The sequence below is a fragment of the Bacillus cereus genome (assembly GCF_015071065.1).
In the GTDB taxonomy this organism is placed as follows: domain Bacteria; phylum Bacillota; class Bacilli; order Bacillales; family Bacillaceae_G; genus Bacillus_A; species Bacillus_A cereus_BA.
Genome location: NZ_VOVA01000001.1, coordinates 216618 through 236597, shown reverse-complemented (window position 1 = coordinate 236597; position 19980 = coordinate 216618). Strand labels below are relative to the sequence as shown.

The following is a 19980-nucleotide window of genomic DNA, read 5'->3' as shown; positions in this document are numbered from 1 at the left end:
ATTAACAAAGATAAGAAGAAAATGGTTTCTTTTTTATAGTTAATGGGAGGGTTTATATGAAAGCTCGTATATTAGCGTACATATTTATATTTTCTTTATATGTGGGTTTTGGCTCTTATTCCGTTTTTGCGCAGGATAACTTGCATGAAGAGATTCAAAAGCATGTAAAACAGTACGAGATTATGCCGCAAAATGCGATGATTGATAAGATTTGGAAGGCGACGCCTGGGTATAATGGAAAACAAGTGGATATAGAAGCGTCCTATAATAATATGAAGAAAATCAAGAAGTTTGATCAAAAACAACTTGAATTTAAGGAAGTATCACCGAGTGTTCACTTAGAAGATTTACCACCAGCTCCCATTTATCGAGGACATCCAAATAAAAAAATGGTGGGATTAACAATTAATGTGGCCTGGGGTAATGAGTATTTGCCACGTATATTAGAGATCTTGAAAAAACATGATGTGAAGGCGACTTTCTTTTTAGAAGGACGCTGGGTGAAAGAAAACTTACGATTTGCCAAAATGATTGTCGATGCAAATCAAGAAGTAGGAAATCATTCTTACACACACCCTAATATGAAAACGCTGTCTACAGATGAAATACGAGATCAATTACAAAAAACGAATCGAATGATAGAAGCAGCTACAAATCAGAAAGTGAGATGGTTTGCTCCGCCAAGCGGAAGCTTTCGGGATGAGGTAGTAAAAATAGCGGATGATTTCCAAATGGGGACGATTATGTGGACTGTAGATACAATTGATTGGAAGCGGCCAGAACCGGGTGTGCTATTGCAGAGAGTAATGCGAAAAATACATCCAGGTGCTATTGTGCTAATGCATCCTACTTCATCTACAACAGAAGCGCTAGATACTATGATTAAAAATTTAAAGGAACAAGGATATAAAGTGGGGAATATTACAGAATTACTAGATGAAAAACGTGTGGATTAAATACATTTGCATGACATTCATCTCTAAACTTGTTATCATTAAATAATAGCAATTATTTAGAGAAACTGGCATTAGGAGGAAAGTTTTTGATTAAAAAATATACGTGTAAAAATGGTGTAAGAATTGTTATGGAGAATATACCAACTGTACGCTCGGTTGCGATTGGTATATGGATCCACGCAGGTTCAAGAAATGAAAATGAAAAAAATAATGGGGTTTCGCACTTTTTGGAACATATGTTCTTTAAAGGGACAGAAACGCGAAGTGCAAGAGAGATTGCAGAATCATTTGATAGCATTGGCGGACAAGTAAATGCTTTTACTTCAAAAGAATATACATGTTACTATGCGAAAGTGCTAGATGAGCATGCTAAATACGCGTTAGATGTTTTAGCAGATATGTTCTTTAATTCAACATTTGATGAGGAAGAACTGAAAAAAGAGAAGAATGTTGTATGTGAAGAAATAAAAATGTACGAAGATGCGCCAGATGATATTGTGCATGATATGTTAACGAAAGCAACATATGAAACGCATCCGCTTGGATATCCTATTTTAGGAACAGAAGAAACGCTTGAAACATTTACAGGTGATACGTTACGTCAATATATGAAAGATCATTACACACCTGAAAATGTTGTTGTATCAATTGCAGGGAATATTGATGAAGCATTTTTACAAACTGTAGAGCAATATTTCGGTAGTTACGAAGGAACAACAAATCGTGAACAAGTACATAGCCCAATTTTCCATTTCAATAAAGTAGCACGTAAGAAGGAAACAGAACAAGCTCATTTATGTTTAGGATATAAAGGCTTGCAAATGGGACACGAAGATATTTATAACTTAATTGTATTAAATAATGTTTTAGGCGGTAGTATGAGTAGCCGTTTATTCCAAGAAGTACGTGAGCAACGTGGATTGGCGTACTCAGTATTCTCTTATCACTCTTCCTATGAAGATACAGGAATGTTAACACTTTACGGTGGAACAGGTAGTAAACAATTAGATACACTGTATGAAACAATGCAAGAAACGTTAAATACGTTGAAAAATACAGGCATTACAGAAAAAGAGCTTGTTAACAGTAAAGAACAATTAAAAGGAAACTTAATGTTAAGTTTAGAAAGTACGAATAGTCGTATGAGCCGTAATGGTAAAAACGAATTGCTTCTTCGTAAACATCGTTCTCTTGATGAGATTATTGAAAGTGTAAACACTGTAACAAAACAAAATGTAGACGAGTTAATTCGCAACATGTTTACTGATGAATTCTCTGCAGCACTTATTAGTCCAGATGGAAAACTGCCAAAAGGAATGAAACTTTAATTGGTGTTGTGATTCATTCGTTTTCAGAAATAACCGTATCTCTTTTATATGAGATACGGTTATTTTTTTTAGATATGCAGAATAGGTACTTATTATGGAATGACCTTTATGAAAAAAGATAGGAGGAGTTTTTATGCGTTTAAGTGAATTAAGTGGCAAAGAGATTGTGGATTTAGAAAGAGCAGAAAAAATGGGAGTTTTAGGCCATGCAGATTTAGAAATTAATGAGAGAGATGGACAAATACAAGCGCTTATTATACCTGCTGGGAAATGGGGAGGTTTTAAAAGAGAACAGCAAGAAGTTAGAGTAGAATGGAGCAAAATTAAGAAAGTGGGACATGATATGATACTTTGTGATTTTACGCACCATTCAAAATCGGAGTGAAAGATGACCATTTTGGTCGTCTTTTTTTATCTTTATATAAAGTGGAACTTTAATCAGTGGGGGGTTTGTCCATCCCCCACTGATTATTAGCCCACACCAATCGGGCTTTTACGAGCAGCCCGACTTCCACCTAACTTCTTTGCTTCAGCCGAATTTTGAGGTGGGAGTCTTACTGCTCGCAAATAGCGAGATAAAGAAGATAAATCACGTGTGCTTTTTGTTTTTCAATCACCTCAAACTCGTACATTACATATGATGTGGAGGAAAAAGAAAAAGTAGGCATTTTTCTTATAAATGAAAGAAAAAGAAGGTGAATTAGGGAATGTTGACTGAGATGCATATTGCTGTCATAGGAGGAGATGCACGGCAGCTAGAAGTAATTCGCAAGCTAGTCGAACTGGACGCGAAACTTTCATTAATAGGGTTTGAACAGTTAGATCATGGCTTCACAGGGGCAGCAAAGGAAAGTATACAAGATTTAAATTTCACTTCTTTAGATGCGATTATTTTGCCGGTTGCAGGGACGAATGCCAAAGGAGAAGTAGATACTATTTTTTCAAATGAAAAAGTTTCCATAACGAAAGAACAAATTGAAAAGACGCCAGAAAACTTTACTATATATTCAGGTATTGGTACACCTTACTTGGAAAATCTCGTATCTACTACAAATCGCAAACTTGTAAAATTATTTGATCGTGATGATGTTGCAATCTACAACTCTATTCCGACCGTAGAAGGTACACTAATGATGGTTATTCAACATACTGATTATACAATTCATGGATCGAATGTAATGGTTTTAGGATTTGGTAGAACTGGTATGAGTGTTGCAAGAGCCTTTCAATCATTAGGAGCACATGTCAAAGTTGGAGCGAGACGTTCGGAACATATTGCTCGTATTACAGAAATGATGTTTTCTCCTTTTCATATGCAAGACATAGAGAAAGAAGTAGGCAATATCGATATTGTTATTAACACAATTCCACATCTCGTTGTGACAGCGAATGTTCTTTCAAAAATGCCAGCTCATACGTTAGTTATTGATTTAGCTTCTAAGCCAGGTGGCACGGACTTTCGCTATGCGGAGAAGCGTGGAGTGAAGGCACTATTAGCACCTGGTCTTCCTGGGATTGTTGCACCGAAAACAGCAGGACAAATATTAGCGAATGTTCTTTCTCAGTTATTAATAGCAGATGCAATCGCAAAGGAGGAGGATGAGAAATGAGTTTGAAGGGGAAACGAATTGGTTTCGGATTTACAGGTTCACATTGTACGTATGAAGAAGTTATGCCACATTTAGAGAAGTTAATTGCAGAAGGTGCAGAAGTACGTCCCGTTGTTTCTTATACTGTCCAATCAACAAATACTAGATTTGGCGAAGGGGAAGAATGGATTAAAAAGATCGAAGAAATAACAGGATTTAAAGCAATTAATTCAATTGTCGGAGCAGAACCACTCGGACCAAAAATCCCGCTAGATTGTATGGTAATTGCTCCTTTAACTGGAAATTCGATGAGTAAATTTGCGAATGCGATGACAGATTCACCTGTATTAATGGCAGCAAAAGCAACGCTTAGAAATGGAAAGCCTGTTGTGTTAGCTGTTTCGACGAATGATGCTTTAGGATTAAATGGGGTAAATCTAATGCGCCTAATGGCTACAAAAGACATCTACTTCGTACCATTCGGCCAAGATGCACCAGAGAAAAAACCGAACTCAATGGTAGCTCGTATGGAGTTACTTGAAGATACAGTATTAGAAGCGCTGCAAGGAAAACAATTACAACCTGTTGTTGTAGAAAAATTCAGATATATGAATTAAAAAACGAAAAAAAACGGACAATTTTTGATGAAACCATCATTCTTACTGTAGAATATGATAAAATTAACGTTATTAAGATTAGAAGGGGCATTGTAAGCTCCTTCTAATTCTAAGTTATAGAAGGATTGGTATCTAGAAAGGGGCATAGTGATGGAAAAGCAAAAAACTTTTCATGTCGCTGTAGTTGGAGCAACCGGCGCAGTTGGTGAACAAATGTTAAATACTTTAGAGAAACGAGAATTTCCAATTGGGAAATTAACGTTACTTTCATCTAAACGATCTGCAGGTAAGAAACTTGTATTTAAAGGCGAAGAATTTACAGTTCAAGAGGCAACTCCTGAAAGTTTTGAAGGAGTAGATATTGCACTATTTAGTGCTGGTGGATCTGTATCGAAACAATTAGCGCCTGAAGCAGCAAAGCGCGGTGCGATTGTTGTTGATAATACAAGTGCATTCCGTATGACAGAAAATGTGCCACTTGTTGTACCTGAAGTAAATGAAAATGATTTAAAAGAACATAATGGTATTATTGCAAATCCAAACTGTTCTACAATTCAAATGGTAGTAGCTCTTGAGCCAGTTCGTCAGCAATATGGGTTAAAACGAGTAATCGTTTCCACATATCAAGCTGTATCAGGCGCTGGTGCGGCAGCTATTGAAGAACTTCATGAACAATCACAAGCAATTTTAAATGGTGAAGAAGTAAAAGCGAATGTTTTACCTGTATCAGGTGACGAAAAGCATTTCCAAATTGCTTTTAACGCTATTCCACAGATTGATAAATTCCAAGATAATGGATTTACATTTGAAGAAATGAAAATGATTAATGAAACGAAAAAAATTATGCATATGCCTGAACTGGAAGTAGCTGCGACATGTGTTCGTTTACCAGTCGTATCAGGTCATTCTGAGTCTGTATACATTGAAGTAGATAAAGAAGGCGTAACAGTAGAAGAAATGAAAAACTTACTTGCAAATGCAGAAGGTATTGTATTGCAAGATAATCCGGCAGAACAATTATACCCAATGCCAGCTACTGCAGTAGGTAAAAACGAGGTATTCGTTGGAAGAATTCGTAAAGACTTAAATAATGATAAAGGATTCCATCTTTGGGTCGTATCTGATAACTTATTAAAAGGCGCTGCATGGAATTCTGTTCAAATTGCAGAGCGCTTAGTAAAATTACAATTAGTGTAAACGGCTAAGAGAAGGTGCAAAATATGAAAATTATTGTTCAAAAATTTGGTGGTACATCAGTACGTGATGACAATGGGCGTAAGCATGCGCTTCACCATATAAAAAAATCGTTAGCTGCTGGTTATAAAGTAGTTACCGTCGTATCAGCAATGGGCCGTAAAGGTGAACCGTATGCAACTGATACGTTATTAAGTCTTGTAAATCAAGAGGAATCTAATATTTCTAAACGTGAGCAAGATTTATTATTATCATGCGGAGAATTAATCTCAGCAATTGTTTTCTCTAACATGTTGAATGAGAATGGTATAAAAGCAGCAGCATTAAATGGTGCACAAGCTGGTTTTGTAACGAATGGTGACTTTACGAATGCTAAGATTATTGAAATGAATTGCGATCGTATACATGAAGAGTTACAAAATGTAGATGTTATCGTCGTTACTGGATTCCAAGGTCAAACGAAAAATGGAGATACAACAACACTTGGACGCGGAGGTAGTGATACTTCAGCTTCAGCATTAGGTGTTGCGCTTCATGCTGAATATATCGATATATTCACAGATGTTGAAGGTGTTATGACTGCGGATCCTCGTATCGTAAAAGATGCGCGTCATCTTCAAACTGTAACATATAACGAGATTTGTAACATGGCTTATCAAGGTGCGAAAGTTGTTCATCCGCGTGCGGTTGAAATTGCGATGCATGCAAAAGTACCACTTCGTGTACGTTCTACGTATTCTGATAGTGAAGGTACGCTTATTGCGGCATATGATGGTGCTACAAAAGGGCAGGATGTAGAAGAACGTCCTGTTACAGGTATTGCCCACGTATCAAATGTAACGCAAATTAAAGTGCTTGCAAAAGAAACTGCATATGATTTACAACAACATGTGTTTAAAGAGATGGCAAACGAAGGCATTAGTGTTGACTTAATAAACATTTCTCCTACTGGTGTAGCTTATACAGTAAATGATAGTGTATCAGCTCGCGCTGTCGAATTGTTGAATCAACTTGGATATGAGCCAATTGTGACAGAGCATTGTGCGAAAGTATCTATTGTTGGAGCGGGAATGGCAGGTATTCCAGGGGTTACTGCGAAAATCGTCACAGCTTTAGCGGAAAAAGGTATTCAAATTCTGCAATCAGCAGATAGTCATACGACAATTTGGGTTCTTGTAAAAGAAGCCGATTTAGTGGAGGCTGTGAATGCATTACATAGTGCATTTGAGCTTTCAAAAGAAAAGCAACTGGAACAATAAGGAGTGAGATCATGATAGATTTTGGGACAATTGCAACCGCGATGGTAACACCGTTTGATAAAAACGGTAATATCGATTTTGCAAAGACAACGAAATTGGTAAATTATTTAATTGATAACGGTACAACAGCAATCGTGGTAGGAGGAACGACTGGAGAATCTCCTACATTAACATCAGAAGAAAAAGTAGCGTTATATCGCCATGTCGTATCTGTTGTCGATAAAAGGGTGCCTGTAATCGCTGGAACAGGTAGCAATAATACGCATGCTTCTGTTGATTTAACAAAAAAGGCAACTGAAGTTGGTGTTGATGCAGTTATGCTAGTGGCACCGTATTATAACAAACCGAGTCAAGAAGGGATGTACCAGCACTTTAAAACAATCGCTGAAAGCACTCCGCTTCCGGTGATGCTATATAATGTTCCAGGACGATCTATTGTACAAATCTCCGTTGATACAGTTGTTCGTTTATCAGAAATAGAAAACATTGTTGCGATTAAAGATGCAGGCGGCGATGTATTAACAATGACAGAAATCATTGAAAAAACAGCGGACGACTTTGCAGTATACAGCGGTGATGATGGTTTAACATTACCAGCTATGGCAATTGGAGCAAAAGGTATTGTTTCTGTAGCATCTCATGTTATCGGGAATGAAATGCAAGAAATGATTGCTGCATTCCAAGTTGGAGAGTTCAAAAAAGCGCAGAAATTACATCAATTACTAGTAAAAGTAACGGATGCGCTATTTATGGCGCCGAGCCCAACACCAGTAAAAACAGCATTACAAATGGTTGGATTAGATGTAGGTTCTGTACGTTTGCCACTTCTTCCATTAACGGAAGAAGAAAGAGTAACGTTACAATCAGTAATGCAATCTATTCCTCGTTAATAAAAATGACCTAGTGTGAAACTAGGTTATTTTTATTTTGACTAACTATATGTAAGTGGTGAAAATTAGCTATAGTTAATAGGCTGTAATAAGAAGGAGATGGCAGGGGGAGGGTTAGTAAGAAACTGATTACAGAGATAAGATTTTTTTAGTGAATATCGTTTCATGTTTATGTAAAGAACTTACATGAATATTTTTCCATTAAACTCCTGTTACGTAGGAAAAATAGTGAGTATGATATGAAAATCCCTCCCCGAAAATTACAGCCTCACTTTAGCGTCTTCTCTTGTCTTTCGCATAATTTAACTTGTGTTCTATTTCTTGTATCAGGTATAATATGGCTAAGTAGCTTAGTACGGGTATGCTTAGCAAAATTAGTAAACATTACGATTCAATGAAATTTTCATATCATATCGAATAAGATATTTGATTTATATAATGAAAGAGAGGTGAAACCTGGTTTAAAAAATTAACAAGGACATGATATCGCATAACGGTAAGGACATTCGTCTTGGACGGTGAATATATGGTGGTTGTAGAGTTTCCCCTGGTGTCTCTGCAATTTTAGTGAAATCAGTGTTTGCAAGATTTTTAAACCAGGCAACAACATGAAGAGAAAAGAGAATGAGTCTGTTAAAGTATTTGCTCTTGGCGGAGTAGGTGAAATCGGAAAAAACATGTACTGTGTTGAAATTGATTCTGAAATCTTTATTGTAGATGCAGGATTGATGTTCCCGGGAGATGAAATGTTTGGGATTGATATTGTTATTCCTGACATTACATATTTAGTAGAAAATCAAGAGCGAGTAAAAGGACTATTTATTACCCATGGTCATGAAGATCATATTGGTGGAATTGTTTATGTGCTTCGTAAATTATCTATTCCAGTATATGCGACGAAATTAACGGTAGGACTTATACAAGAAAAGCTTGGCGAAGCAGGAATGTTAGGCCGTGTAGACTTAAAAACAATTGACTCGAATTCAACAGTAGAGTTTAATTCAACAACTGTGTCATTCTTCGGAACGACACATAGTATTCCGGATTCTGTGGGTGTTTGTTTCCATACATCAAAAGGTGCTGTAGTATATACAGGAGACTTTAAATTTGATCAAACTCCAATCGGAAATAGTGGAGCAGATCTTGGGAAAATGGCGCAAATTGGGAATGAAGGCGTACTTTGCTTGTTATCTGATAGTACAAACGCTGAACGTCCTGGTTATACAGGTTCGGAAAAAGAAGTTGGTATAGAGATTTCTAAAGTATTCTATAGTTCAGAAGGACGTATTATTGTTGCTTCATTTGCCTCCAATGTACATCGTATTCAACAAGTGTTTGATGCAGCTGCTGAAACTGGAAGGAAGGTAGCGGTAGTAGGACGTAGCATGGTGAAAGTGGTAGATATTGCAAGACGTCTTGGTTATTTAGATGTTCCAGAAGGTATGGTTATTTCATTACAAGAAATAGACAATTTCCCGGAAAAAAAGGTAGCTATTTTAACGACTGGTAGTCAAGGGGAACCGATGGCAGCCCTTTCTAGAATGGCGAAGCAAGCTCATAAACAAATTTCAATTCGTAAAGGTGATACTGTTGTTATTGCAGCTTCTCCAATTCCAGGAAATGAAATACCTGTATCAAAAATTATTGACTTGTTATTTAGAGCTGGAGCTGAGGTTATTTATTACGGTGAAAGAAAAGTTCACGTTTCAGGCCACGGTAGCCAAGAAGAATTAAAGCTGATGATAAATTTAATGAAGCCGAAGTATTTTGTACCCGTACATGGTGAGTTCCGTATGCAAAAAGCACATGCATATTTAGCGGAAGATGTAGGTATTACAAGAGAGAACATCTTTATCGTAGAAAAAGGTGATGTAATTGCTTTTGGTGACGATGAAGCAAAATTAGCTGGTAAAGTGCAAGCTGGCAATGTTTTAATTGATGGATTAGGTGTAGGTGACGTCGGTAACATCGTTCTTCGAGATAGAAAAATGTTATCTCAAGATGGAATTTTAGTTGTTGTTGTAACACTAGGTAAGGATGAAAAGAAAATAATCTCTGGTCCAGAAATTATTTCACGCGGCTTTGTATATGTTCGTGAATCAGAAGCATTAATCGAACGATCCACAGATATTGTACGTATGATTGTTGAACAATCAATTAAAGAGTATACAATTGAATGGTCTATGTTGAAACAAAATATTCGTGAATTATTAGGGCAGTTCTTGTACGAAGAAACGAAGAGAAAGCCAATGATTTTACCGATTATTATGGAAGTATAAAGAAGATCACCTTTACAGGTGATCTTTTTCTTTTTTAACCCTATCGAATGAAATTCATAACTTAAGAAATAATAGTTATATACGAGTGAAAGGGGATGCGATATGACAGAACGTGATCGTTATATAAATGAAGAAAAAGAAGCTGAGCCGAAAGAAGTTCCAAAAGAGGCTTCTATAGTGGAGAAAATTCAGCAACTTGGACAGACGAATGTACCACAAATGAATGAATCGCGTATTCATTGTTTAACAATTGTTGGGCAGGTGGAAGGTCATATTCAGTTGCCACCACAAAATAAAACAACAAAATATGAACACATCATTCCGCAAATTGTTGCGATTGAACAAAATCCAAAAATTGAAGGTTTACTGTTAATATTAAATACAGTTGGAGGTGACGTTGAAGCTGGGTTAGCGATTTCTGAAATGGTGGCTTCGCTTTCAAAACCAACTGTATCTCTTGTTTTAGGAGGAGGGCATTCAATCGGTGTACCGATTGCGGTCTCAACTGATTATTCATTTATTGCCGAAACAGCGACGATGACAATTCATCCGATTCGTTTAACAGGTCTTGTTATAGGTGTGCCACAAACATTTGAGTATTTGGATAAAATGCAAGAAAGAGTCATTCGATTTGTGACAAAGCATTCGAAAGTAACGGAAGATCGTTTTAAAGAGCTTATGTTTGCAAAAGGGAATTTGACGCGAGATATTGGGACGAATGTAATAGGTGGAGATGCAGTGAAGTATGGTCTTATAGATGATGTCGGTGGTATTGGTAGCTCACTTCGAAAATTAAACGAATTAATTGATGAACGCATGGGCAATCATGCAGAAGGGACAATGCTACAATGATTTTATATACAATTATGCCAGAGCAACTTGTGTATCCGGCCGATTATTCACAATGCGAAAGCCAAAAAGTTGTGAATATAAATGGCGTGGAATTAGTGGTTTCTGAGGAGGATAATCAATGTTACTCTATTGTACGTGTATTAAGTACGAATCCGTCTCACTACCTAGAGTTTGAGCCTGGACAGAAAATTACCTTTTAGCAAAAAGAAGGATTTTGTTTAGGAGCTATGGTATAATATACAAAACAAGACGGTTGAGCAGCCATGAGTAGGCTGCTTTCTTCTGTTTATTTATCATTTTACAAGAAGTGTAAAAATAGAAGATATAAAGACCTGGAAAATAGAGAGAAAGACATATAAGTAGAGCTTTTTTTATAAGAAAGTTGTACTTAATTTTTAGAACACGAGGTGAAGAAATGGCAAAACAAAAGCAAAGAGGGACGAAGGCTAAGGCAAGACGTACGATAAAGCCAACTTTGTATTATGAAATCGTCGGGTTGACTCTTTTTGCACTTTCGATTATTACGATTTTACAGCTAGGTGTTGTAGGGAAATCGTTTGTGTTATTTTTTCGCTTCTTCTTTGGTGAGTGGTACATAATTGGTGTGTTAGGTGTAATAGCTTTATCTGTTGCGTTTGTAATAAAGCGTGGATGGCCAAACCTTTTAAATAAACGGCTAATAGGTGTTTATTTAATTGTACTAGCAATATTAATGTTTAGTCATATTACATTATTTAACCTTCTTACGAAAGATGGAGCTGTGCAAAATACTTCTGTAATTGTTAGTACAAAAGATTACTTCTTCCTTGAAATGAAAAAGGGCCCGGATAGTGTTCATTTAGGTGGTGGTATGTTCGGTGCACTGATGTTCGCAACGTGCTACTTCTTATTTGACGAAGTAGGGGCATATATCATTGGAATTATTGTAGTTATTCTTGGAATACTTTGTATAACAAATAAGCATATTGGAGAAGTGCTTGCTCCGGTAGGGAGAATTCTTAGAAGTCAATTTCAAGTAATGCAAGGGGATTATAAAGATTGGAAATCTCAAAGGGTCGCCGAGCAAACTGAAAAGAAAAAAACAACAAGAAGCAAGAGGCGTGAACGTGTTGCTGAACAAGAAGAAGCTATTGAACCAGTAGAAGAAATAGAAATTGGTCCACCAATTATTTCAAATTTTACTGAGAATTATCCAGTAAGTGAAGAGACGGAAAAGCAGATAGAAGAAAATGATTTAATCACTCCGCCGTTTATTGAAGAGGCAGTTCCGCCTGCGCCAGAAGAACAACCTCAAAAGAAACGAGGAGAAAAAATCGTTGAATCGCTAGAAGGTGAAACGAAACCACCTCCTATGCAATTTTCTAATGTGGAAAATAAAGATTATAAGCTTCCTTCGCTTGATATATTAAAGTTTCCCCAAAATAAGCAAGTTACAAATGAAAATGCGGAAATTTATGAAAATGCTCGTAAATTGGAACGTACATTCCAAAGTTTTGGTGTGAAAGCGAAAGTAACAAAAGTACATAGAGGTCCTGCAGTTACGAAGTATGAAGTGTATCCTGATATGGGAGTAAAGGTAAGTAAAATTGTTAGTTTAAGTGATGATTTAGCGCTTGCTTTAGCAGCGAAAGACATTCGTATTGAAGCACCTATTCCCGGGAAATCAGCTGTAGGGATTGAGGTTCCAAATTCAGAAGTTTCTATAGTAACGCTGAGAGAAGTTCTTGATTCAAAGGCGAATAATCACCCAGAAGAGAAGTTATTAATCGGTCTTGGACGTGATATTACAGGAGAGGCTGTATTGGCACGTTTAAATAAAATGCCCCATTTATTAGTAGCTGGTGCGACTGGTAGTGGGAAGAGTGTATGTATTAATGGAATTATTGTAAGTATTTTAATGCGTGCAAAACCGCATGAAGTAAAATTAATGATGATTGATCCAAAAATGGTAGAGTTAAATGTATATAACGGTGTTCCGCACTTATTAACACCAGTTGTAACTGATCCGAAAAAAGCGTCACAGGCTTTGAAGAAAGTTGTGAGTGAAATGGAGCGTCGTTATGAATTATTTGCGCATAGCGGTACGCGTAATATTGAAGGGTATAACGATTATATTAAAGAACATAATAGCCAATCGGAAGCGAAACAACCTGAATTACCATATATTGTAGTAATTGTGGACGAGTTAGCTGATTTAATGATGGTTGCTTCTTCGGATGTAGAAGATGCGATTATGCGTTTAGCGCAAATGGCACGTGCTGCTGGTATTCATTTAATTATTGCGACTCAGCGTCCGTCAGTTGATGTTATTACTGGTGTTATTAAAGCGAATATTCCATCGCGTATTGCATTTGCTGTGTCTTCCCAAATAGATTCTCGAACGATTCTTGACGGTGGTGGTGCAGAGAAGTTGCTAGGTCGTGGAGATATGTTGTTCATACCAATTGGTGCATCGAAACCTGTTCGTGTACAAGGGGCGTTTTTATCAGATGATGAAGTTGAGAGAGTCGTAGAATCTGTTATTGCGCAGCAAAAAGCGCAATATCAAGAGGATATGATTCCACAAGATGTTCCTGAAACAAAGCAGGAAGTAGAAGATGAATTATACGATGAAGCGGTTCAGCTTGTAGTAGAAATGCAAACAGCATCTGTTTCTATGTTACAACGTAGATTTAGAGTAGGATATACGCGAGCAGCTCGTTTAATTGATGCCATGGAAAAGAATGGTGTAGTAGGTCCTTATGAAGGTAGTAAACCAAGGGGAGTACTCATTAAAGATGTGCAAGAAAAAAGTTCTTAAAAAAAGCCTAATTGTTTTTACAATTAGGCTTTTTTATATGCTGTTTTTGTTATATACTATAGTCAACATAAAAGAAAGTGCTTACATAACGTGGGGATCTTTAGAATACGAATGCTTATCGTTTTGGTTTTCGGAACGTTCGATATTTAATGTAGAAAAATGTTGAATTCTGTTGACACATATGGGAGCAAGTGGTAAGATTACTTCGAAAAGAACCACTGCCTCATATAATCTTGGAGATAAGGTCCATAAGTTTCTACCTGGCAACCATGAATTGCTAGACTATGAGGGGAAAAGTGTGTAACAAAGGATGTAAGGAATCTTTGTGCCGAACTTTTTCTCGATATGAGGAATGTTTATGGTGCAAAGTTTTTTTTATGGAATAAAGAGTGAAAATTTCATCTTGAAAAATTATTAATATTTATTCGATAATTACGCTTATTTTTAGTATTTAGTAATTTATACTATGTTGTAAGTTGAAAAAAGAGAAAAGAAGTCTTACATCAGAGGTCGAATAATTGAAATGCGGGGGAGTCTTATGTCAGTAAAATCCGATAGTCGTCATCTATATTTACGGGTGATTGATCACATCAAAGGGAAAATTAAAGATGGGGCTTACAAAGAAAAACAAAAGTTACCTTCAGAGTTTGATCTAGCGAAAGAACTTGGTGTAAGTAGGGCAACTTTAAGGGAAGCACTACGTATTTTAGAAGAAGAAAGTGTTGTTATTCGTAGACATGGTGTAGGGACATTTGTAAATGCGAAGCCGTTATTTTCTTCTGGAATAGAGCAACTTTCTAGTATTACAGATATGATTTCTAGTGTGGGGAAAACACCAGGAACAATCTTTTTATCATCATCTACAACAACCTTAACAGAAGAAGAAAAAGAGAAATTTAATTGTGAAGATGGTTTTAGCGCAGTAATGATTGAACGTGTTCGTACAGCGGATGGGGAACCAGTTGTATATTGCATTGATAAACTGGCAAAAGAGATATTACCAGATTTATCGGGATACAATGAGGAATCGCTGCTTACAGTAATACATAATAATACGCACAAGCGTATCACATACGCAGTTGCTCACATTGAACCGGTTGGTTATCACCCGAAAATTTCACCGATTTTAGAATGTGAACCTGAAACGGCACTGCTAGTTTTAAAACAAATGCACTATGATCAAAATGATGAGCCAATCTTATATTCTATTAATTACTTTAGAGCTGATAAGTTTAGCTTCCACGTATTAAGAAAACGTATGTAGGGAAGTTCCTTTTTAGGGAGGTGACAGCAAGAAGTAAGGGACAGCAGCGTATGAATCATTAGACAAAACATTTCAGGAGGGGTTTCTAGTATGAAGAAAAAAACAGGTCTTTTATTATCGTTAACGTTAGCGGCAAGTACAGTGTTAGGTGCATGTGGTAACTCGGATAAAGCGGATAGTGACAAAAAAGGGGATAAAGAGTTTAAGGTTGGTATGGTTACAGATGTTGGGGGCGTTGATGACAAATCATTTAACCAATCAGCTTGGGAAGGTTTAACAAAATTCGGTAAAGACAACGATTTAAAGAAAAATGAAGGATATCGTTACCTTCAATCAAGTAAAGATGCTGATTACATTCCAAATTTAACGAAATTTGCGAAAGATAATTATAACACAACATTTGGTATTGGATACTTAATGGAAAAATCAATTGAAAAGGTGGCTGAACAGTATCCAAAAGAGCAATTTGCGATTGTAGATACTGTTGTAAAGAAGCCGAACGTAACAAGTATTACATTTAAAGACCATGAAGGTTCATTCCTAGTTGGAGCTGTAGCAGCGATGACAACAAAATCAAATAAAGTTGGTTTTGTTGGTGGTGTGAAGAGTCCATTAATTACAAAATTCGAATCAGGTTTTAAAGCTGGTGCAAAAGCAGTAAATCCAAATATCGAAATTGTATCACAATATGCTGATGCGTTTGATAAGCCAGAAAAAGGATCTGTATTAGCTTCAGCAATGTACGGTCAAGGTGTTGACGTAATTTATCACGCTTCAGGTGCAACTGGTAACGGTGTATTCACAGAAGCGAAAAACCGCAAGAAAAAAGGTGAAAACGTTTGGGTAATCGGTGTTGACCGTGATCAAAACCAAGAAGGTATGCCTGAAAACGTAACTTTAACTTCAATGGTAAAACGTGTTGATATTGCAGTTGCAAAAGTGGCACAAGAAGCGAAAGATGGTAAGTTAAAAGGCGGTAAAGTAGAAGAGTTTGGCTTAAAGGATGAAGGTGTCGGTATTGCGAAAACAACTGACAATGTGAAAAAAGTAAACCCAGAAATTTTAACAAAAGTAGAAGAGTTTGAGAAGAAAATCACTGCTGGTGAAATTAAAGTACCTGCGACTGATGATGAATATAAAGCATACGAAGCTGCTCTAAAGAAATAATGATAGAGCAATAGCAAAGGTTAGTTCTTAGAACTAACCTTTGTATATATAAAAATACTTTTAATAGAGTGTAATTGGGGAGTGTTCCCTGCTAGAAGGAGGAACAAAATGGAATACGTAATTGAGATGAACAATATTACAAAAGTATTCCCAGGCATTGTGGCGAATGATGATATTACGCTGCAAGTAAAACAGGGAGAAATACATGCTTTACTTGGAGAAAATGGTGCAGGGAAATCAACGCTAATGAATGTACTGTTCGGTTTGTATCAACCAGAACAGGGAGAGATTAAAATTAAAGGGAAACCTGTAAAAATTACAAATCCGAATATAGCAAATGACCTTGGAATTGGGATGGTCCATCAGCATTTTATGCTTGTTCATAATTTTACAGTTACAGAGAATATTATTCTAGGAAATGAGCCAAAGAGAAAAGGGAAAATCGCTGTTGAAGAGGCTGCAAAAGAAATTAAACAATTATCTGAACAGTACGGTTTAGCTGTTGATCCATATGCAAAGATTGAAGATATTTCGGTTGGGATGCAGCAAAGGGTTGAAATATTAAAGACACTTTATCGTGGTGCGGAGATTTTAATATTTGATGAACCGACTGCAGTGTTAACCCCTCAAGAAATTCATGAGTTGATTCAAATTATGAAAAAGCTTGTGCAAGAAGGGAAATCTATCGTTCTTATTACACATAAGTTGAAAGAAATTATGGAAGTTTGCGATCGTTGTACAATTATTCGTAAAGGTAAAGGGATTGGTACAGTTGACGTTGCGAAAATGGATGAACATAAACTTGCAGAATTAATGGTCGGACGTCAAGTGAATTTTAAAACAGAAAAAATAGAGGCCAAACCGAAAGAAGAGGTTCTGTCTGTTGCGAATCTTGTCGTTCATGATGCACGCCAATTACCTGCTGTAAAAGGCCTTGACTTAACTGTTCGTGCAGGAGAAATTGTTGGGATTGCAGGGATTGATGGAAATGGACAAAGTGAATTAATAGAGGCGATTACTGGTTTACGAAAAGTTGAGTCAGGTTCTATTGCAATTAAAGGAAAAGAAATAACGAATTGGCCTGTTCGAAGAATTACAGAGGAAGGAATTGGTCATATTCCAGAAGACCGTCATAAACACGGGCTAGTTCTCGATTTTTCTGTTAAAGACAATATAGTTTTGCAAACGTACTATAAAAATCCATTTTCTAAGAAGGGGATTTTAAATTTTAGCAAAATCACAGAGAAAGCAAAGGCGCTTATTGGACAGTTTGATGTACGTACACCTAGTGAACAAACATTAGCGCGTGCTCTATCAGGTGGAAATCAGCAGAAAGCTATCATTGCACGTGAAGTAGATCGTAATCCAGATTTATTAATTGCAGCACAGCCAACACGTGGTTTAGATGTAGGTGCGATTGAATTTATTCATAAAAAATTAATCGAGCAGAGAGATAATGGGAAAGCGGTATTACTTCTATCGCTAGAACTGGATGAAATTTTAAATGTAAGTGATCGAGTTGCTGTTATATATGAAGGGAAAATTGTAGCAATTGTCGATGCGAAAGAAACAAATGAACAACAGCTTGGTTTGTTGATGGCTGGCGGAACGGAGAAAGAGAAGGTGAATACAAATGGCTAAAAAATTTTTAACGGAGCGAACAATTAACATTTTAGTTCCTGTATTATCCGTTATTTTTGGTTTACTTGTTGGTGCCATTGTAATGTTAGTTAGTGGATATGATCCAATTGTTGGGTATGCAGCGCTTTGGGAAGGAATGGTTGGAAATCCGCAGGCTATCGGTGAGACGCTACGTACGATGATTCCACTTGTGTTAGCTGGTCTGTCTGTTGCATTTGCGTTTCGTACAGGTCTTTTTAACATTGGGGTAGAAGGACAATTATTAGTTGGATGGCTTGCCGCTGTCTGGTTTGGATATGCAGTGTCGTTACCAGCATTTTTGCATATTCCGTTATCTATTTTAGTAGCCGCGATTGCCGGTGGTTTATGGGGGTTTATACCTGGATATTTAAAAGGAAAGCTTAAAGTAAATGAAGTAATTGTCACAATTATGATGAACTACATTGCACTTTATGTTACGTATGATCTTATTAAACGTTTTATACATGAAGGTAATGAGAAATCTTATGATGTACAAGCGAGTGCTTCATTAGCTTCTGATTGGCTATCTTCATTGACAGATGGATCTCGTTTGCACTGGGGAATTGTTGTAGCTATTTTAATTGCTATTGTAATGTGGTTCTTATTAGATAGGACTACGTTAGGGTATGAGTTGAAATCGGTTGGTTTTAATCAAAATGCATCGCAATATGCAGGGATGAAAGTCTCTCGTAATGTTGTATTATCAATGACAATTGCTGGCGCTTTTGCTGGAGTTGGTGGGGCAATGGAAGGTCTAGGAACATTCCAAAGTATGACGGCAATGACATCGTTTACTGGTATTGGATTCGATGGGATTGCGGTAGCTCTTCTTGGAGGAAATAATCCGTTTGGTATACTATTATCGGCTTTACTGTTCGGTGGTTTGAAAAGCGCAGCCCCGCAAATGAATTTTGAAGCAGATGTACCTTCTGAGTTAATTAATGTTATTATCGCATGTATTATTTTCTTTGTTGCTTGCAGTTATGTTTTACGTTGGGCACTTACACGCATGAGCAAGGAGGGGAAATAAATGAGCTTTATAGATATTTTAGCCATTCTTGTGACTGGTACGTTATATACGGCAGCGCCACTTATTTTTACGGCGTTAGGTGGAGTGTTCAGTGAACGTTCTGGGGTTGTAAATATAGCATTAGAAGGTTTAATGTTATTTGGTGCATTTACTGGTATCGTTACAACGTTATTAATGGGTGATACGTGGGGAGCAATGACTCCTTGGATTGCACTATTATTTGCAGCTATTGGTAGTGGGTTATTTGCACTTCTTCACGCAGTAGCATCCATTACATTCCGCGCGGATCAAGTAGTAAGCGGGGTAGCGATTAACTTTTTGGCTCTCGGTTTAACAGTATTTGCGATTAAGAAAATCTTTGGTAAAGGACAGACTGATTTTATTCAATACCGAATTGAAAAAATCGATGTTCCAGGACTTTCGGATATTCCGGTAATCGGGAAAATCTTTTTCTCAAATGTACCGTTAACATCGTATATTGCCATTATTTTAGCATTTGTTGTTTGGTACATTATTTATAAAACACCGTTCGGTCTTCGTCTACGTGCTGTTGGTGAACATCCAATGGCAGCAGATACGATGGGGATTAATGTATATAAAATGCGTTATATTGCAGTTTGTATATCTGGAATGTTTGCAGGAGTGGGTGGTGCGGTCTTCGCAATGTCGATTTCTGGTAACTTCTCAGGTGCTACAATTACTGGACAAGGTTTCTTAGCACTAGCAGCTATGATCTTTGGTAAATGGAATCCACTTGGTGCTCTTGGAGCAGCACTGTTCTTCGGATTTGCTCAATCACTTGGGATAACAGGTGGTACAATTCCTATATTAAAAGAAATTCCAAGTGTATTCTTAACGATATTACCGTATGTATTTACAATATTAGCACTCGTTGGTTTTGTAGGCCGATCTGAAGCTCCGAAAGCATTAGGAACGCCTTATGAAAAAGGAAAACGATGAGTATTTAGAAAGTATAAGAAAAGCTCGCACATTAGTGCGGGCTTTTTTACATAGAATATATTTAATACGGAATTTTACTATGTTCCTTACATATTAAAGTTTTTAGAAAGACTCAAATGTAAGCATAATAAGG

The 19980-nt window shown here is 36.9% G+C and carries 17 protein-coding genes and 1 riboswitch; all 17 genes read left to right on the top strand.

The genetic code is table 11. The annotated features are described in order from the left end of the window. Positions 1–56 precede the first annotated feature (56 nt). The 17 genes from FT637_RS01160 (at position 57) to FT637_RS01075 (ending at position 19847) form a co-directional block, all read left to right on the top strand. Positions 57–956 (top strand): polysaccharide deacetylase family protein, encoded by a 900-nt coding sequence (locus FT637_RS01160; RefSeq protein WP_193644837.1) that lies wholly within the window; start codon positions 57–59, stop codon positions 954–956. Positions 957–1042: 86 nt separating this feature from the next. Then, positions 1043–2284 (top strand): M16 family metallopeptidase, encoded by a 1242-nt coding sequence (locus FT637_RS01155; protein ID WP_002088150.1) that lies wholly within the window; start codon positions 1043–1045, stop codon positions 2282–2284. 133 nt (positions 2285–2417) lie between these two features. Next, positions 2418–2669, top strand: a complete 252-nt coding sequence (locus FT637_RS01150; RefSeq protein WP_193644836.1) for a YlmC/YmxH family sporulation protein — start codon at positions 2418–2420, stop codon at positions 2667–2669. Positions 2670–2991: 322 nt separating this feature from the next. Next, entirely contained in the window at positions 2992–3894 is a 903-nt protein-coding gene (dpaA, locus tag FT637_RS01145; RefSeq protein WP_193644835.1) for a dipicolinic acid synthetase subunit A, read from the top strand. Further along, a complete protein-coding gene (gene dpaB / locus FT637_RS01140; RefSeq protein WP_002111357.1) occupies positions 3891–4490 on the top strand; it encodes a dipicolinate synthase subunit B in 600 nt (199 codons plus the stop codon). Before dpaA ends, dpaB begins: the two co-directional genes overlap by 4 nt. Before the next feature lie 150 nt (positions 4491–4640). Then, positions 4641–5687, top strand: a complete 1047-nt coding sequence (asd, locus tag FT637_RS01135; RefSeq protein ID WP_002014577.1) for an aspartate-semialdehyde dehydrogenase — start codon at positions 4641–4643, stop codon at positions 5685–5687. A 23-nt stretch (positions 5688–5710) separates the two neighbouring features. Beyond that, positions 5711–6943 carry an aspartate kinase gene (gene dapG, locus FT637_RS01130; protein WP_193644834.1) on the top strand — a complete coding sequence of 411 codons (1233 nt, stop codon included), beginning with the start codon at positions 5711–5713 and terminating at the stop codon, positions 6941–6943. Positions 6944–6954: 11 nt separating this feature from the next. After that, positions 6955–7833 (top strand): 4-hydroxy-tetrahydrodipicolinate synthase, encoded by an 879-nt coding sequence (gene dapA, locus FT637_RS01125; RefSeq protein ID WP_193644833.1) that lies wholly within the window; start codon positions 6955–6957, stop codon positions 7831–7833. 608 nt (positions 7834–8441) lie between these two features. Further along, a complete protein-coding gene (locus tag FT637_RS01120; RefSeq protein WP_193644832.1) occupies positions 8442–10112 on the top strand; it encodes a ribonuclease J in 1671 nt (556 codons plus the stop codon). Positions 10113–10214: 102 nt separating this feature from the next. Next, positions 10215–10964: a translocation-enhancing protein TepA gene (gene tepA, locus FT637_RS01115; RefSeq protein WP_193644831.1), complete on the top strand. Its 750-nt coding sequence runs from the start codon at positions 10215–10217 to the stop codon at positions 10962–10964. Next, complete coding sequence (locus tag FT637_RS01110) at positions 10961–11164, top strand: YlzJ-like family protein (RefSeq protein ID WP_002088064.1); 204 nt, start codon at positions 10961–10963, stop codon at positions 11162–11164. The genes tepA and FT637_RS01110 overlap by 4 nt, the downstream gene beginning before the upstream one ends. Before the next feature lie 215 nt (positions 11165–11379). Beyond that, positions 11380–13764: a DNA translocase FtsK gene (locus FT637_RS01105; protein ID WP_193644830.1), complete on the top strand. Its 2385-nt coding sequence runs from the start codon at positions 11380–11382 to the stop codon at positions 13762–13764. A 203-nt stretch (positions 13765–13967) separates the two neighbouring features. Beyond that, positions 13968–14069: riboswitch (purine riboswitch) on the top strand. Between the two features lie 233 nt (positions 14070–14302). After that, positions 14303–15028 (top strand): GntR family transcriptional regulator, encoded by a 726-nt coding sequence (locus tag FT637_RS01095; protein WP_193644828.1) that lies wholly within the window; start codon positions 14303–14305, stop codon positions 15026–15028. Positions 15029–15118: 90 nt separating this feature from the next. After that, positions 15119–16195, top strand: coding sequence for a BMP family lipoprotein (locus tag FT637_RS01090; protein WP_193644827.1), 1077 nt, complete (start codon positions 15119–15121; stop codon positions 16193–16195). Positions 16196–16303: 108 nt separating this feature from the next. After that, positions 16304–17836 (top strand): ABC transporter ATP-binding protein, encoded by a 1533-nt coding sequence (locus FT637_RS01085; RefSeq protein WP_193644826.1) that lies wholly within the window; start codon positions 16304–16306, stop codon positions 17834–17836. Then, entirely contained in the window at positions 17829–18887 is a 1059-nt protein-coding gene (locus FT637_RS01080; protein WP_193644825.1) for an ABC transporter permease, read from the top strand. Before FT637_RS01085 ends, FT637_RS01080 begins: the two co-directional genes overlap by 8 nt. Then, positions 18888–19847 (top strand): ABC transporter permease, encoded by a 960-nt coding sequence (locus FT637_RS01075; protein WP_002066758.1) that lies wholly within the window; start codon positions 18888–18890, stop codon positions 19845–19847. Positions 19848–19980: the final 133 nt, after the last annotated feature.

Bases quoted from the DNA above. Each gene is read 5' to 3' on its own strand.
- FT637_RS01160 (WP_193644837.1), top strand. From the start codon at position 57: ATGAAAGCTCGTATATTAGCGTACATATTTATATTTTCTTTATATGTG.
- FT637_RS01150 (WP_193644836.1), top strand. From the start codon at position 2,418: ATGCGTTTAAGTGAATTAAGTGGCAAAGAGATTGTGGATTTAGAAAGA.
- dpaA (WP_193644835.1), top strand. From the start codon at position 2,992: ATGTTGACTGAGATGCATATTGCTGTCATAGGAGGAGATGCACGGCAG.
- dpaB (WP_002111357.1), top strand. From the start codon at position 3,891: ATGAGTTTGAAGGGGAAACGAATTGGTTTCGGATTTACAGGTTCACAT.
- asd (WP_002014577.1), top strand. From the start codon at position 4,641: ATGGAAAAGCAAAAAACTTTTCATGTCGCTGTAGTTGGAGCAACCGGC.
- dapG (WP_193644834.1), top strand. From the start codon at position 5,711: ATGAAAATTATTGTTCAAAAATTTGGTGGTACATCAGTACGTGATGAC.
- dapA (WP_193644833.1), top strand. From the start codon at position 6,955: ATGATAGATTTTGGGACAATTGCAACCGCGATGGTAACACCGTTTGAT.
- FT637_RS01120 (WP_193644832.1), top strand. From the start codon at position 8,442: ATGAAGAGAAAAGAGAATGAGTCTGTTAAAGTATTTGCTCTTGGCGGA.
- tepA (WP_193644831.1), top strand. From the start codon at position 10,215: ATGACAGAACGTGATCGTTATATAAATGAAGAAAAAGAAGCTGAGCCG.
- FT637_RS01110 (WP_002088064.1), top strand. From the start codon at position 10,961: ATGATTTTATATACAATTATGCCAGAGCAACTTGTGTATCCGGCCGAT.
- FT637_RS01105 (WP_193644830.1), top strand. From the start codon at position 11,380: ATGGCAAAACAAAAGCAAAGAGGGACGAAGGCTAAGGCAAGACGTACG.
- FT637_RS01095 (WP_193644828.1), top strand. From the start codon at position 14,303: ATGTCAGTAAAATCCGATAGTCGTCATCTATATTTACGGGTGATTGAT.
- FT637_RS01090 (WP_193644827.1), top strand. From the start codon at position 15,119: ATGAAGAAAAAAACAGGTCTTTTATTATCGTTAACGTTAGCGGCAAGT.
- FT637_RS01085 (WP_193644826.1), top strand. From the start codon at position 16,304: ATGGAATACGTAATTGAGATGAACAATATTACAAAAGTATTCCCAGGC.
- FT637_RS01080 (WP_193644825.1), top strand. From the start codon at position 17,829: ATGGCTAAAAAATTTTTAACGGAGCGAACAATTAACATTTTAGTTCCT.
- FT637_RS01075 (WP_002066758.1), top strand. From the start codon at position 18,888: ATGAGCTTTATAGATATTTTAGCCATTCTTGTGACTGGTACGTTATAT.